The sequence below is a fragment of the Paraburkholderia madseniana genome, from assembly GCF_009690905.1.
Lineage (GTDB): Bacteria > Pseudomonadota > Gammaproteobacteria > Burkholderiales > Burkholderiaceae > Paraburkholderia > Paraburkholderia madseniana.
In genome coordinates this window covers 118,512-134,123 of sequence record NZ_VOSW01000007.1, presented here as the reverse complement: position 1 = coordinate 134,123, position 15,612 = coordinate 118,512, and the positions used below count along the sequence as shown (strand labels likewise).

General features: G+C 59.2%; 13 protein-coding genes. 8 read left to right on the top strand and 5 right to left on the bottom strand.

Annotation, left to right across the window (positions count from 1 at the left end):
- Positions 1-34: 34 nt before the first annotated feature.
- On the top strand, positions 35-265 hold the full coding sequence (locus FSO04_RS05935) for a hypothetical protein (protein WP_154558790.1): 231 nt from the start codon (positions 35-37) through the stop codon (positions 263-265).
- Positions 266-311: 46 nt separating this feature from the next.
- On the opposite strand, the gene FSO04_RS48700 is transcribed toward FSO04_RS05935, so the two are convergent.
- The 4 genes from FSO04_RS48700 to dnaA all read right to left on the bottom strand — a co-directional run bounded on the left by FSO04_RS48700 (position 312) and on the right by dnaA (position 7,436).
- Positions 312-1,259 (bottom strand): HNH endonuclease signature motif containing protein, encoded by a 948-nt coding sequence (locus FSO04_RS48700; protein WP_154558789.1) that lies wholly within the window; start codon positions 1,257-1,259, stop codon positions 312-314.
- A 630-nt stretch (positions 1,260-1,889) separates the two neighbouring features.
- Positions 1,890-4,361 (bottom strand): DNA topoisomerase (ATP-hydrolyzing) subunit B, encoded by a 2,472-nt coding sequence (gene gyrB / locus FSO04_RS05925; RefSeq protein ID WP_154558788.1) that lies wholly within the window; start codon positions 4,359-4,361, stop codon positions 1,890-1,892.
- A gap of 114 nt (positions 4,362-4,475) precedes the next feature.
- Complete coding sequence (gene dnaN, locus FSO04_RS05920; protein ID WP_054037057.1) at positions 4,476-5,579, bottom strand: DNA polymerase III subunit beta; 1,104 nt, start codon at positions 5,577-5,579, stop codon at positions 4,476-4,478.
- Between the two features lie 219 nt (positions 5,580-5,798).
- Entirely contained in the window at positions 5,799-7,436 is a 1,638-nt protein-coding gene (gene dnaA, locus FSO04_RS05915) for a chromosomal replication initiator protein DnaA (protein WP_216674115.1), read from the bottom strand.
- A gap of 402 nt (positions 7,437-7,838) precedes the next feature.
- Here dnaA and rpmH point away from each other — a divergent pair, with 402 nt between their 5' ends.
- From rpmH to yidC, 4 genes are all read left to right on the top strand, one after another.
- Positions 7,839-7,973, top strand: a complete 135-nt coding sequence (gene rpmH / locus FSO04_RS05910) for a 50S ribosomal protein L34 (RefSeq protein WP_004198824.1) — start codon at positions 7,839-7,841, stop codon at positions 7,971-7,973.
- Between the two features lie 14 nt (positions 7,974-7,987).
- Entirely contained in the window at positions 7,988-8,488 is a 501-nt protein-coding gene (gene rnpA / locus FSO04_RS05905; RefSeq protein ID WP_154558787.1) for a ribonuclease P protein component, read from the top strand.
- Between the two features lie 115 nt (positions 8,489-8,603).
- The gene (gene yidD, locus FSO04_RS05900; RefSeq protein WP_007180115.1) at positions 8,604-8,834 is read left to right on the top strand and encodes a membrane protein insertion efficiency factor YidD; all 231 of its coding nucleotides are present in this window, start codon (positions 8,604-8,606) and stop codon (positions 8,832-8,834) included.
- A 30-nt stretch (positions 8,835-8,864) separates the two neighbouring features.
- Positions 8,865-10,526 carry a membrane protein insertase YidC gene (gene yidC, locus FSO04_RS05895; RefSeq protein WP_154558786.1) on the top strand — a complete coding sequence of 554 codons (1,662 nt, stop codon included), beginning with the start codon at positions 8,865-8,867 and terminating at the stop codon, positions 10,524-10,526.
- 96 nt (positions 10,527-10,622) lie between these two features.
- Here yidC and FSO04_RS05890 read toward each other — a convergent pair whose 3' ends face one another.
- Positions 10,623-11,102: an XRE family transcriptional regulator gene (locus FSO04_RS05890; RefSeq protein ID WP_233464754.1), complete on the bottom strand. Its 480-nt coding sequence runs from the start codon at positions 11,100-11,102 to the stop codon at positions 10,623-10,625.
- Positions 11,103-11,448: 346 nt separating this feature from the next.
- On the opposite strand from FSO04_RS05890, the gene mnmE reads away from it, so the two are divergent.
- The 3 genes from mnmE to FSO04_RS05875 all read left to right on the top strand — a co-directional run bounded on the left by mnmE (position 11,449) and on the right by FSO04_RS05875 (position 15,534).
- A complete protein-coding gene (gene mnmE, locus FSO04_RS05885; RefSeq protein ID WP_154558785.1) occupies positions 11,449-12,843 on the top strand; it encodes a tRNA uridine-5-carboxymethylaminomethyl(34) synthesis GTPase MnmE in 1,395 nt (464 codons plus the stop codon).
- 263 nt (positions 12,844-13,106) lie between these two features.
- Complete coding sequence (dinD, locus tag FSO04_RS05880; RefSeq protein WP_233464753.1) at positions 13,107-13,949, top strand: DNA damage-inducible protein D; 843 nt, start codon at positions 13,107-13,109, stop codon at positions 13,947-13,949.
- Positions 13,950-14,322: 373 nt separating this feature from the next.
- Positions 14,323-15,534, top strand: a complete 1,212-nt coding sequence (locus FSO04_RS05875; RefSeq protein WP_154558784.1) for a tyrosine-type recombinase/integrase — start codon at positions 14,323-14,325, stop codon at positions 15,532-15,534.
- The last annotated feature ends 78 nt before the right edge of the window (positions 15,535-15,612 follow it).

The following is a 15,612-nucleotide window of genomic DNA, read 5'->3' as shown; positions in this document are numbered from 1 at the left end:
GCTATCCGCGCAAACCGTGAAAGGGCGTATTGAATTGAACTTCGATCTGACCTATCGGCTAACCAAGCAGCGATTGCCCGATATCGGGGTCGAGTATGGCAAGCTCTGGCGGTTTGCTAGCGTTCTTAAGGGGCTTGGTTTGTCCGTCGAGGGCTGGCATCCGGCGGCGCCGACGGAGAAGGAGTCGCTTCTTATCAATGCCTTCGACCGCGATGGGCCCACAACCGCCGCGATTGCCAGAAACGCCGCGCAGCGACTTTTTTAACAGCATCGGCTGAAAGCAGTTACCTAGCGGCCGAAGCCGCCCACCTTCATAGCCCGATTCGGCAACCCTCCGCCGCTACACCACGCCCACTACAGGCTACCCGGGACAACGCTGCACCGCCGCCAAAGTTCGTCGATCCGGGTCGCCGCCTCGTTGGTGAACAAGTCGGTGCAGTGAATGATCGACACCTCATCGAACTCCGAGATGAAGCGGCGTACATTCTCGGTGATCGGACTGCCGGGGCTGAAAAACGCTCCGAACCGCCTGAGACGAAAGTCAAGTCGGTGCGCTTGCTTGTTTCGTCAACTAGGTAGTCACGGACCCGGTCGGCCGTTGTAATTTCAAGGTGGCACCGGTCTTGGGACTGGACGAACTGGACAGAGGTCATCTCGGGGCGTAGGTATTGCGGATACTTCTCTTGCAACTGCGGCAGAATTTCGACGGACTGCCGAGCTGACGGATTACCGGCTACCTGACAGACGTGTCCGTAATCGATGGCATCGTCGTTTATGTCTTTCTTCTGCGCAGCACGCTGGGCGTTTGCGACCTTGACTTGGTGCTCCCAATCCTCTTTCGCTTGGCGCAACTGATCAACCGTAATGCGTAGGGTCAAGCCACGTTGATGCGCCAAGTCATGATCGTTCGGACACAGGACCACCAGATTGTCATAGGTGTTGTCCTGTGTCTGCTCATATTCCACGATGTGGTGAAGGATATATGAGACGCCCTTGTCTCCCTTGCAGACATTACATAGAAAATTGCTTCGCTGAAGCAACAGATTTACGACATCGGGGTCAATCGGTTGACGTCGTACGCTTTCGGTTAGTAACTTCGCCTCAGAAGGGGAAAGGCCGTACTTTGAAATCAGATCCGTAATGCTAAGTGCGCGCGCCTTGGTCACTGTGAGGCCTGCGTCATGCACCCTCTTAGCAAAGTCGTTGGGAAGTCCATACTGAAGCAGTGTGGCGAAAGTCTTAGGCAGAGAGGAGGTCATACTTTCAGGTCTTTCGAGGATATGTCGGTGCTAAGGCGTTATAGAGCAACAGTCGCCGTCCGCTTCGCAACGAAGCGGAAATCGAGCCTCCTGCGGCGGATGTCCGGCCTATCCCTCTCCGCTCAACAGGATCCTTAAGGTTGGCATACCGAACGGTATCGAAGCTTCCCGACAACGACGCCAGCCTTCGCGTCGCGTGATTGCGCTTGGAACACAATGGAAGACGCAACCCGAAGGCGCCGACGTTTCGTACAATGTCATTAGTACTACTATGTAGTCTACTCAAACCTAACATTCGGCAAGTCGGTGCATCGTGGTTAAGGTGAGTCCGCAAAACAAAAAAGGGTTACAAGCGAATCGCTTGTAACCCTTTTAACTTCTTGGTAGGGCGCGGATGACTGGAACAGTCGCGCTACGGATTAAAAGATTCCCGCTCTTGCTTGACCTTTCGCCCCGTCTGCCAGTAGCAATAACTGACGTCCGCGTGTGCGGCCACTTAACTCGATCACGGTGTCACTCAGCGAGTACCAAGGCTCACGAAAACTCGCCCGATTTTTTCACTATCTGTGGCAGCAGTTTTTCACTTACCTGGCACAGTTTTCACTTTCTGTGGCACCCGACACGACATCTTCAAACATCAATATTCCCCGCCCTCAACGCATTCGACTCAATGAAAGCCCGACGCGGCTCCACATCATCCCCCATGAGCGTCGTAAAGATGCCATCAGCCGCGATAGCATCCTCAATCTGCACACGAAGCAAACGACGCACAGTCGGATCCATCGTCGTCTCCCAAAGCTGCCCAGGGTTCATCTCACCGAGACCCTTATAGCGCTGCTTGGAAATATTGCGTTCAGCATCAGCCAGCAACCACTTCATAGCGCTCTTGAAGTCGGTAACAGCCATACTCCGCTCGCCACGTTTAATGACAGCACCGGCCCCAATCAACCCCTTAAACGTATTAGCGGTATTGATCAGCTGTTGGTAATCAGCAGTGAGCTGAAAATCCTGATCCAGCACAGAAATCTTCTGGTTGCCATGATGAGTCCGAGCGACGCGCAGCGAGCGCAGCTCACGCACCGGGTCATACATCGTCGTGACCTTGACCTCAGGCTTCAACGCATCATCGCGCAACTTAGCCTCAAGCGCCGCCGCCGACACCGCAGCCGCTTCCTCGCTGGAAAGGTCGATAACAACCCCATCCATCACAGCCTCAAGCGCCCCAGCGTCATACAACCGGCTCAGACGATTCACCACAGCTTGCGCCAACAAATAAGCCCGTGCCAACTCCCCGAGTGCATCGCCGGTGATAGGCGTAGCCCCTTCCGAAGCCAACAACTCCGACCCCTGCAACGCCAGCTTCAGAATGTGAGCATTAACCTCAGCCTCATCCTTCAAATAACGCTCATCCTTACCCGCCTTGATCTTGAACAGCGGCGGCTGCGCGATATAGATATACCCACGCTCGATCATGTCCGGCATCTGACGATAGAAGAACGTCAGCAGCAGCGTGCGGATGTGCGCGCCGTCCACGTCAGCATCGGTCATGATGATGATGCGGTGATAACGCAGCTTGTCGAGGTTGTAGTCTTCCTTGCCGATCCCGCAACCCAGCGCCGTAATCAGCGTCACAATCTGCTCCGAAGAAAGCAGCTTGTCATAGCGCGCCTTCTCCACGTTGAGCACCTTGCCGCGCAGCGGCAAGATCGCCTGAAACTTCCGGTCACGCCCCTGCTTTGCCGAGCCGCCTGCCGAGTCGCCCTCGACGATATAAATTTCCGACTTCGCCGGGTCCTTCTCCTGGCAATCCGCCAGCTTGCCCGGCAGACCCACGCCATCCAGGACGCCCTTACGACGCGTCATTTCACGCGCCTTGCGAGCCGCATCCCGCGCCCGAGCGGCGTCAACGATCTTGCCGCAAATGATCTTCGCGTCGTTCGGCGTTTCCAGCAGGAATTCTTCGAGCGCCTTCGCGACCACATCCTCCACCGGCGCGCGCACTTCCGACGACACCAGCTTGTCCTTGGTCTGCGCGCTGAACTTCGGCTCCGGCACCTTCACCGACAGCACGCACGAGAGCCCTTCGCGCATGTCGTCGCCGGCCGTCTCGACCTTCGCTTTCTTCGCGACTTCGTGATCGGTGATGTACTTGTTCAACACGCGCGTCATCGCCGCACGCAACCCGGTCAGGTGGGTGCCGCCGTCGCGCTGCGGAATGTTGTTCGTGAAGCACAGCACGTTTTCGTTGTAGCTGTCGTTCCACTGCATCGCCACTTCCACGCCCACGCCGTCTTTCTCGCCGCTGATGTGGAAAATGTTCGGGTGCAGCACGGCCTTGTTCTTGTTGATGTACTCAACAAAACCCTTCACGCCACCCACGAACGCGAAATCTTCTTCCTTGCCCGTGCGCTGGTCGGTCAGCTTGATCCGCACGCCGTTATTCAGGAACGACAGTTCGCGAATCCGCTTGGCCAGAATGTCGTAGTGATATTCGACATTGCCGAAGATCGTCTCGTCAGCCAGGAAGTGCACTTCGGTGCCGCGGTTTTCGGTGTCGCCAATCAGCTGAATCGGCGAGACAGCCACGCCGTCGATCTCTTCGATCACGCGGTTCTGCGGCACGCCACGGTGGAATTCCATGAAGTGCTTCTTGCCGTCGCGGCGAATGGTCAGGCGCAGCCACGCGGAGAGCGCGTTCACGCACGAGACGCCCACGCCGTGCAGGCCGCCGGACACCTTGTAGCTGTTCTGGTCGAACTTGCCGCCGGCGTGCAGTTCGGTCATCACGATTTCAGCGGCGCTGCGCTTCGGATCGTGCTTGTCGTCCATCTTCAGGCCGGTCGGCACACCGCGGCCGTTGTCGGTGATCGAGATCGAGTTGTCCGCGTGAATGATCACCTGGATATCGTTGCAATGCCCCGCCAACGCTTCGTCGATGGAGTTGTCCAGCACTTCGAATACGAGGTGATGCAAACCGGTCCCGTCTGACGTATCCCCGATGTACATCCCCGGCCGCTTGCGCACCGCCTCCAGACCTTCGAGGATCTGAATCGAGGAGGCGCCGTAGCTGTTATCGGGTTGCGAATTGTTCGTTTCAGTCATGGATTTTTTCCGGTTCTGCGTTACTGCAAGGTTGCTGCTCGGGACTTTTCAAAACACCATAAAAACGCCAAAGGGGCGCTGCGCCCCTTGGTGTGTTCTTTGGTTTTGGACGCGTTAGATGCGCATCGGCATCACGACGTATTTGAATTCGTCGTTCTCGGGAATCGTGATCAACGCGCTGGAGCTGGCGTCGCCAAGGCTCACTTGCAACATATCGACCTTCAGGTTCGCGAGCACGTCGAGCAGATACGTGACGTTGAACCCGATATCGACGCTGTCGCCGTCGTACGCGATTTCCAGTTCTTCCTGCGCCTCTTCCTGATCGGCGTTGGTCGACATGATCTTCAACTGGCCCGGCTCGATAATGCAGCGCACGCCCTTGAATTTGTCCGACGTCAGAATCGCGGCGCGTTGCAGCGAGCGCTGCAGTTCTTCACGGCCGATCACGAACTGATTCTTGTGCGACTTCGGAATCACGCGCTGGAAGTCGGGGAATTTGCCTTCCACCAGCTTCGACACGAGTTCGACCTGGCCGAAGGTGAACTTCACTTGCGTCGGCGCGATGTCGATCTTCAGCGTGTCGTCGATGTCTTCCAGCAGACGCTGCAGTTCCAGAATCGTCTTACGCGGAATGATCACTTCCTGACGCGCGAACGAGCCTTCGATCTTCATCGACGAGAACGCCAGACGGTGGCCGTCGGTTGCGACCGCCATCAGTTGGTCGCCATCTACCACCAGCAGCATGCCGTTCAGGTAGTAGCGGATGTCCTGCTGGGCCATCGAAAAATGGACCATGCCGAGCAACTGGCGGAACGTTTTCTGGGGAACCACCAGGTTCGCGCCGTAGTCTTTAGCCTGAGCGACGGTCGGGAACTCGTCGGCCGCCAGGGTTTGCAGCGCAAAGCGGCTCTTGCCGGATTGCACGGTCAAACGCTTGTCGTTCAGCGTGAGCGTGACCTGCCCGTCGGGCATGGCGCGCAGAATGTCGAGGAGCTTTCTTGCTGCCACCGTGGTCGCGACCGAATCGCCGCCCACGCCAAAATCGGCACGCGTGGTGATCTGCAACTCGAGGTCGGTCGACAGGAACGACACTTCAGGGCCGTTCTTGGTAATCAGCAAATTGGCGAGGATCGGCAACGTATGGCGGCGTTCGACGATGCCGCTCACGGTTTGCAGCGGCCTGAGGAGGTTATCGCGTTCGGTCTTGACCAGTTGCATAGAGTTCCTTCGTTGATATAACGGCCTGCGCGCCTGACTTGCCAGCCTTACAGCGCGCAACCGCGGCTCCCCGCCGGCGCCACGCAGCGCCTGTCACGGCGTGAATTCCGCCCGCGGCCGCCGGGCGGTTAAACCTGTATTGTGCCTGAAAACGGAACCGCTCCACTAAAATGGGGGCGAGTTTGGAAATAAACAGGTCGAATTTCCCGCCCGACCTGCTTAACCTTTCAGCGTTTGCTCCAGCACGTGCAGTTCGTGGTTCAGCTGCGCGTCCGTGCCGCGCTCGGCGGCGATCTTGCGCACCGCGTGCAGCACGGTGGTGTGGTCGCGCCCGCCAAACAGCTCGCCGATTTCCGGCAAACTCTTCTGCGTCAGCTCCTTCGCCAGATACATCGCGATCTGCCGCGGCCGCGCGATGTTCGCCGGACGCTTCTTCGAATACATGTCCGCGACCTTGATGCTGTAAAAGTCAGCCGTGGTCTTCTGGATGTTTTCCACCGAAATCTGCCGGTTTTGCACCGTCAACAGGTCTTTCAGCGCTTCTTTCGTCACTTCGATCGTGATTTCGCGGCCGTGGAACTTCGAATACGCGAGGATCTTGCGCAGCGCGCCTTCCAGTTCACGGACGTTCGAACGCAGATGCTTGGCGACGAAGAATGCGACGTCTTCATTCAGGCTCACGAACTCGGATTGCGCCTTGCGCATCAGAATCGCGACGCGCATTTCCAGCTCGGGCGGCTCGATCGCCACCGTCAGGCCGGAGTCGAAGCGCGAGATCAGGCGGTCGTCGATACCGGAGATTTCCTTCGGATACGTGTCGCTGGTGATGATCACCTGCGCCTTGTTCGCGACCAGCGCCTCGAACGCGTAGAAGAATTCCTCTTGTGTACGCGACTTGCCTGAGAAAAATTGAATATCGTCGATCAGCAGCAGGTCGAGCGAGTGGTAGTAGCGCTTGAAGTCGTCGAACGCCTTACGCTGGTAGGCCTTCACCACGTCGGACACATACTGCTCCGCGTGGATGTAGCGAATCCGCGCTCCAGCTTTGTCCATTAGAAGCTGGTTGCCGATCGCGTGGATCAGGTGGGTCTTGCCCAGGCCCACGCCGCCGTACAGAAACAGCGGGTTGTACGAGATGCCGGGGTTGTCCGCGACCTGAATCGCCGCGGCCCGCGCCAACTGGTTGGCCTTACCGGTCACGAAGTTGTCGAAGGTCAGCACGGGGTTGAGCTTCGAGCGCTCGTACATCGAGTCGTTGTCGCCGTTGCCGTTCGAGCTCGCGCTTTGGCCCGGGCGCCACGTGCGGCGGGCGGCGGCGGCTTCGTTCGCGTCGAGGCTGGGGAGATCGAGGTCGGCGGCGTCCTCAGCGACCGCGCGTGCGTTCGCGTTGTGGTCAGCCGCAGCGCGTGCATTCGCATTGAGGGTCGCCATCGCACTGTTCGCGCCATTGGCGCGCGCGGCTTGCGACGCTTGTACGGCGCCGACGGCTGCGTCCACGGCGGCCCCACCGCCGTTTGCACCGGACGAATGGCCGCCGCCCATTGCGCCAGGTGCGGAAGACGGCCGCGACGGAGCCGGCGACGACGTCGCCGCAGGGGCGCGCATGCCTGCTTTCGGGTCCAGCACAAATTGCACGTCGACCGGAGCGTGCCAGAAATCGCGGGCCATATCCGCGATGCGGCCGGAGAACTGGCTCTTGACCCAGTCGAGCTTGAAGCGGTTCGGCGCAGCGATGCTAAGCGTGTTCGCAGCGGCGTCGAAGGCGACCGGGGCCAACGGTTTGATCCACGTCACGTACTGCTGGGGCGTTAGCTCGCGCTCCAGCAATGCGGAACAGTGTTGCCAGAAATCGTTCATCGAGTTGCTGTCGTTATGATGTGCACGGCGGTTCGCCGCTGCCCCTGTCGCGCGTACGCAACAAGGCCCTGAGCAGCTAGGCCGAACCAGGCGCAATGGCTCCAGGCGCTTGTGCCACAAGGGTTTGCGGGGCAAGCGAGCCGGAGCGGCGTGCAGAATTTTTGGGAAGTAAGGCGAGATTCTACCGCCAAAACGTCGGCGAAAGGGAGTTATCCACAGGGACTGATCATCCGGCGAAGTCTTCCTGGGACCAGGCCGAACCAGGCTAAACTATTGACGGCCAAAAGAAAACCGGTTTAAATAGCGGGTTCCGCGAAAACCAATTCTGTAAACCTCCGGCCATTGCCGCTTCAGCGATGATCGTGCGGTTAATTTTCGATCAGTCGATCAAGTGAGAGCAACATGAAACGTACTTACCAACCTTCCGTTACCCGTCGCAAGCGCACCCACGGCTTCCGCGTTCGCATGAAGACCGCAGGTGGCCGCAAGGTCATCAACGCACGTCGCGCGAAGGGCCGCAAGCGCCTCGCCATCTAAGGTTGGCGAGCGGATTGCGCGCTCTGTCAGTGCCTACAGGCGAAGCCCGCGGTGAAGCGGGAGCGGCTGGGGCGCCGCAACTGGGCTCGATTCCGTTGCGAGCGCAAGCCGCCTTCCCCAAAGCCGCAAGGCTACTGAAAACGGATGAATTTTCATCCGTTTTTCGTTTGCGCCCGTGGCGCCGCACCGCGCACTTCGTGGTGTACGGCCGGCCCACCGGTAACGACGCTCGCTTAGGTCTCGTGATCGGCAAGAAGTATGCGCCGCGCGCGGCCACGCGTAATCTGGTACGTCGACTCGCGCGTGAAGCCTTCCGGCTGCGTCGCGCGGAATTCGGCGGTTGGGATGTGCTGTTGCGTCTGCACACGCGCTTCGACAAGAAAGCTTTGCCGAGCGCCTCGTCGTCGCCGTTGAGGGCGCTGTGCCGCAGCGAAATAGAGACGCTGCTCGATAAAGCAGCGCGCGAAATTGTCCGTCGCGAGGCGCCGCCCGCGGAAGCGCCCAAGACGGAATGACGCTCAAGTGACTGCCCGCTTTGCAGTACAGGCCGCCAAAGTAGCTCGGGCAGCCAGGCTGCGCGGGCGTCGCCCGGTACTCCACGTTGCGCGGCGCCGTTAGGCCGCACCAGTCATGCAAACGGTACTCATCGCTTTATTGCGTTTCTACAAGGTTGCCGTCAGCCCCATGCTCGGCAACCGGTGCCGTTTTTACCCTTCCTGCTCTGATTACGCGCGCGAAGCAATCCAGTATCATGGCGCCGCGCGCGGGACTTATCTCGCCGCCAGGCGTATTTGCCGCTGCCACCCGTTTTCCGCGGGCGGCATCGATCTCGTCCCGCCTCCCACTTCTGAAAAGCGCTGACGCGCCGTTCCATCGACACTGAGACAACGCATGGATATCAAACGCACCGTCCTATGGGTCATCTTTTTCATGTCAGCGGTCATGCTGTTCGACAACTGGCAACGCGACCACGGACGCCCGTCGATGTTCTTCCCGAGCGCCAACCCGACCAAAACCGTCGGTAGCGCCGCACCGGGAACCACGACGCCGGGAACCCAATCCGCCGATCTGCCGGCCACCAACGCTGCTGCGCCGGGCACTGCGCCGGCTGCCGCGGCTCAGGGCCAGCTGATCAGCTTCAGCACCGACGTTTATAACGGCGAGATCGACACCCGCGGCGGCACGCTGTCGAAGCTGTCGCTCGTCAAGCAAGGCGACGGCAAGACGCCCGATCTGGTCATCACCCTGTTCGACCGTACCGCGAACCATACGTATCTGGCGCGCACCGGTCTGCTCGGCGGCGATTTCCCGAACCACACCGACATCTTCACGCCGGTGCCGAACCAGCCGCACGATCTGACGGGCGACGCCAAGTCGTTCCAGCTCAGCCTCGAGTCGCCGGTCAAGGGTGGCGTGAAGGTCATCAAGACCTACACGTTCACGCGCGGCAGCTATGTGATCGGCGTCGACACGAAGATCGAGAACGTCGGGACCGCGCCGGTCACGCCGTCGGTCTATATGGAATTGGTGCGCGACGACACGCCGGTGGAAACGCCGCGCTTCTCGCACACGTTCATCGGACCGGCTGTCTTCACCGAGCAGCACCACTTCCAGAAGATGACGTTCAGCGACATCGACAAGAACAAGGAAGACTTCGTCAATTCGGCCGACAACGGCTGGATCGCGATGGTGCAGCATTACTTCGCGTCGGCATGGATTCCGCAGCAAGGTGCGAAGCGCGACATCTATGTCGAGAAGATCGATCCGACGCTGTATCGCGTTGGCGTGAAGCAACCGGTGGCGACTATCGCCCCGGGCCAGTCGGTTGATGTGTCCGCACGCCTGTTTGCCGGTCCGGAAGAAGAGCGCATGCTCGAAGGCATCGCCCCGGGTCTGGAACTGGTGAAGGACTATGGCTGGGTCACGATCATCGCGAAGCCGCTGTTCTGGCTGCTCGAGAAGATCCACAGCTATGTCGGCAACTGGGGCTGGTCGATCGTGCTGCTCACGCTGCTGATCAAGGCCGTGTTCTTCCCGCTGTCGGCCGCGAGCTACAAGTCGATGGCGCGCATGAAGGCGATCACGCCGCGTATGCAAGCCCTGCGCGAACGCTTCAAGGGCGATCCGCAGAAGATGAATTCGGCGCTGATGGAGTTGTACAAGACCGAGAAGGTCAATCCGTTCGGCGGCTGTCTGCCGGTCGTGATTCAGATTCCGGTGTTCATCTCGCTGTACTGGGTGCTGCTGTCGTCGGTTGAAATGCGCGGCGCGCCGTGGATTCTCTGGATTCACGATCTGTCGCAGCAAGACCCGTTCTTCATCCTGCCGGTGCTGATGGCCGTCTCGATGTTCCTGCAGACCAAGCTGAACCCGACGCCGCCGGACCCGGTTCAAGCCAAAATGATGATGTTCATGCCGATCGCGTTCTCGGTCATGTTCTTCTTCTTCCCGGCCGGTCTGGTGCTGTACTACGTGGTGAACAACGTTCTGTCGATCGCCCAGCAGTACTACATCACGCGGATGATGGGGCAGGCGAAGACGAAAGCGGCCTGATTGATGTCTTGTCTGAAGCGGGTGGTAGCGCCCGCTGACTGACAGGCAGAAGTTGGCTGTAAAAAAGCCGCCCGGTTTTACACCGGGCGGCTTTTTTTATGACTCGGTCGATTGGCCTTTATCTTTCGATGTCGTTGTCGATGCGTCTTCAGGCGCGGCGTCAGTTTCATGTTGCGTGCCGCCGTCAAACTCCGTCATCAGTTCTTCCACCAGATTGCGCTGCTTCGGCGACAAACCCACGAAGCGGTTAGCCATCTTCGTCACCAGCTCAATCGTTTCCGGCGTCATTGGATATTTCTCGCCACGACCAAGCGGCTTAGCCTTGCCGGAGGGCGTCGGCCCGTAGTGCAACCAGTGAACGTCCTTTTGCAGCCACGTCGCTAAAACCTGCAACTTGTCGCGCTTTGGAATCGTCGTACCCGCGAGCCATTTGTGCGCGGTTTGTGGTGAGACGGCAGGGCCACTGCTATAAAGCAGATTGAATTCCCTGGCTAAATCGGTCCCACCCTTAATTTCTTTGGGGAGTGAGTCTTTCAGCCGTTTGGCGAAAGCTGCTTTTTCTTTGGAGGTCGGCATGGGCCCGATTGTGCAATTCGGCGCATAATCAGTGGACAACCAAACGCGCTATTTTATTGCTTAAATGAGCTATTTTTAGCCTGAAATCACCAGCTAATAACGCGTTTCACGATTTTATAGAATTCCGTCTTTTCCTTGTACAGCGTGCGTTCTAGGCATTCTGGCGCGTCCATCTGTCGCAAATGTGTCTTAGGCTATCTTAGCTTGTGTGAGATAAATCCTCATTTGTCTTATGAAAATCGGGCTGCGTTAGGAATCGGGCCAAGTCCAGAGCCGGTGGATGCCCGCGTTACAATGCCCGGCGCTTACTCATGCGCATTCAATCCCTTCTGACAGCCTCGTTCCCATGCTCGCCACCGATTCCGATCCGATCGTCGCCATTGCCACCGCACCCGGCCGAGGCGGAATCGGGGTCGTGCGGATTTCGTTCGGCCGCGCCGGGGAAGCCGCCGCACAGCCGTTGATGCAAGCGCTCACTGGCCAGGCACTCGCGCTGCGTCACGCGAGCTATGTGCCGTTCCTCGATGACGCCGGCAGCGCGCTCGATCGCGGCATCGCACTGTACTTTCCCGCGCCGCACTCCTACACCGGCGAACACGTGCTCGAGTTGCAGGGCCACGGCGGTCCGGTCGTGCTGCAACTGGTGCTGCAGCGGTGCATCGACGCCGGTCGTGCGTTCGGTCTGCGTCTGGCCGAGCCGGGCGAATTCACGCGGCGCGCGTTTCTCAACGACAAGCTGGATCTGGCGCAAGCGGAAGCCGTCGCCGATCTGATCGAGGCCAGCACCGAGGCGGCCGCACGCTCGGCGGGCCGCTCGCTCGACGGCGCGTTTTCGCGCGACATTCATGCTTTGGTTGAAGAGGTCATCACGCTGCGGATGCTGGTCGAAGCGACGCTCGATTTCCCGGAAGAAGAAATCGACTTTCTCGAAGCCGCCGACGCCCGCGGCAAGCTCACGCGGATCCGCGAGCGCCTCGTGCACGTGTTGAGCGAAGCGCGCCAGGGCGCGTTGCTGCGTGAGGGTTTGTCGGTGGTGCTGGCTGGGCAGCCGAACGTCGGCAAGTCGTCGCTGCTGAACGCGCTGGCCGGCGCCGAGTTGGCCATCGTCACTCCGATCGCCGGCACGACACGCGACAAGGTTGCGCAGACCATCCAGATCGAAGGCATTCCGCTGCACGTGATCGACACGGCCGGCCTGCGCGATACCGAAGACGAGGTGGAGAAGATCGGCATTGCGCGCACGTGGAGCGAAATCGAACGCGCGGATGTCGTGCTGCATCTGCTCGATGCACGCACCGGCATGACCGCCGAAGACGAAACGATCGCTGCGCGTTTCCCGAGCGGCGTGCCGGTGGTGCGCGTGCTGAACAAGACGGATCTGACGGGGCTCGCGCCATCGGTGACGCCGCTCGACGCGGATCTCGAACTCAGCGAAGTGGGGCTGTCGGCGAAACGGGGCGATGGCGTAGCGTTGCTGCGTGAAGAATTGCTGCGAATCGCCGGCTGGCAGGCCGGCGCGGAGAGCGTCTACCTCGCGCGCGAGCGGCATCTGATTGCGCTGCGCGCGGCTCAGGAGCATCTGGCGACGGCGGCGGCGCACGCCGATCAGAACTCTCAAGCGCTCGACCTGTTCGCCGAAGAACTGCGTCTCGCGCAGGATCAGCTGAACTCGATCACTGGTGAATTTAGCTCCGATGACCTGCTCGGAGTGATTTTCAGCCGGTTTTGTATTGGCAAATAGCAATTGCCAGGCAACGACCAACGTTCGTAAGCGCGTCGCCAGAGGTTGTCACCCGCTTCGTCGCAGCGCAGCGTTATCGTGCGAGCAAATCGACCGGGCGCTACGCGCTGTGTACGCATCAAGTATCCGCAAGTCCGGCACTTTGTGCTGCACGACGACACTTGCACCACTCCAGTACCTGTATAAAAACACAGTACAATCTTCCGCAAGTGTCGGCCTAGTTCGGCCAGCCATCGTCTACCAAGTTGGCTCTGGAGTCATCTGTGTTGAACAACAAACCCATAGTAGCGCTGCATCACCGCACCTTCGAAAGCATCAAGCAGGTCAACGAAGACGATTCCGAGTTTTGGTTCGCGCGTAGTCTTGCGCCATTGCTCGATTACCAGGACTGGCGCAACTTCGTGCAAGTGATCGAGAAGGCGAAGATTGCCTGCGGACGGTCGGGCCACCCCGTCCAAGACCATTTCGGTGAGGTCACCAAAATGGTCACCCTTGGATCCGGAGCAACGCGCGGGATCACCGACTACACGCTATCCCGCTATGCCTGCTACCTGATTGTACAGAATGGTGATCCGTCGAAATCTGTTATCGCTAACGGGCAAACCTACTTTGCGGTGCAGACCCGGCGTCAGGAACTCGCGGACGATGCCAAGTTTGCACAGCTCGGCGAGGACGAAAAGCGCCTTGCGATTCGCAACGAGATGGCGGCCCACAATAAGTACCTGGCGGCCGCCGCAAAGGGTGCAGGCGTGGAAACTCCGATCGACTACGCCGTCTTCCAGGATCATGGCTACAAGGGCCTATATGGTGGACTTGCCAACCAAGAAATTCACGCCAAGAAAGGCCTGAAGAAAAGTCAGAAGATTCTCGATCACATGGGCAGCGCAGAACTGGCGGCGAATTTATTCCGCGCCACCCAGACTGAGGAAAAGCTGCGGCGCGAGGAGATCAGGAGTAAGCAGCGCGCTAACCAGACGCACTTCGAGGTTGGCAGCAAGGTGCGCCAGACAATCCAGGAGCTTGGTGGGACCATGCCTGAAAGCCTGCCGACACCGGAAACGAGCATCAAGCAGGTCGAGCAAGCGCAGAAGAAGCTGAAGAAATGAAACGCAACCTTGATGGCTGACGATCAAACCGCGCCTAGCTCGACGGCGCGAAATCCGGGTTCCCTTACCTGTGTCCATCGATAGCCGCAAGCAAGTTGCCGCCTCATACCGCTTGATGTCTCAGTCGCTCGACTGGGGAATTCAGTTCGGACAACCTACTCGGCGTGATTTTCAGCCGGTTTTTCATCGACAAGTAGAAAGGGTTGGCCATTTTTTCGCGAAAGCCTTATTCGGTATGCCTAATATGGACTTTTCCCGAAGTCTTCTGAAGGCCTCTATAACGCCTTCTGTTGACCCAAATCCCCACATTTCTTTGGTACACAGAAGACAACCGGTTTAAAATCCCCGCTGTCCGTGTATCAAACGATCCGCCATGCCAAAACTAGCCACCCCGCTCACCGAAGCGCAGATCCGCGCTCTCGAACCGCGCGCCACCCGGTATTGCGTCGCAGACGGCAACGGCCTCGTCATCGAAATCATGACGACGGGCACCAAAGTCTGGCGCTTCCGCTATTCGCTGAACGGCAAGCGCCAGCCGCTCGTGACGATCGGCGATTACCGGATGATTTCGCTGCGGGTCGCGCGCGCCAAGGCGCAGAAGTACGCGGAGATGGTCGCGAGCGGCGTCTCGCCGGTGGCGACGGCGCGTCGCGATCGCGGTGCGGAAAGCAAGGCAGAGGTACTGCGCGAAGGCGCTGAGCTTTATCTCGCGACGGAGATGGCCGGCAAGTCGGCGGAATATCAGCGCACCACGCGGCGCGCACTCGAAAAAGACGTCCTTCCTGCCATCGGCGCCAAGCCGATCAAAGCCGTGACGGACGACGATATCCGCGCGATATGCGATCAGATCAAAAGCCGCGGCTCGCCCAAGATGGCGCTCCACACGCGCAACGCCGTCAAGCGGCTCTATGAGTATCTGATCGCCCGGCAACTCGCCACGACCAATCCGGCAGAACTCATCCCGGCACGCTTCATCGCGACACCGGACAGCCGCACCCGCGTGCTCGATCCTGACGAAATAGGCGCCACGCTCCGCGCGATCTACGCATCGAACATTCGACGCCCGCTGAAATTGGCTTTACACCTGCTGGTGCTGACGATGGTGCGGAAATCGGACCTCATCGAGGCGGCCTGGTCCGAATTCAACCTTGACGCAGCACGATGGACGATCCCGGCTGAGCGCATGAATAAGGACCGTAAGCATGTGGTGCATCTCTCGCATCAGGCGGTCGCTATGCTTCGCGAGCTTCAGGACACGAAAACCAGCCGGAATTTCGTATTCCCGAGTGTCAGAGGCGACGACCGGCCGATCGCGAAGAGCACGCTCAATCAAGCCGTCAAATCGCTCGGGCTCGACGTCGAGCATTTCGTCCTACATGACTTTCGACGCACTACGGCGACCCACTTGCGCGAGATGGGGCAGTCTGTGGACGTGATTGAGAATGCGCTGGCGCATACCGTCAAGGACGCCACGGATGGAGGTCATCACGCTGAGCACGCCGCGGAACGGCGTCGGACCTTGCAACTGTGGGCGAATTTTGTCGACGCCCAGATCGAGAACAGCCGGCACGGCGTGATCGGCTAAGTGCGGCAGATGCGGCAAACGCGGCAGCTAATAGGCCGCTTGCCGCTACTTACCTCACCATTGGCCGACAGTACACTT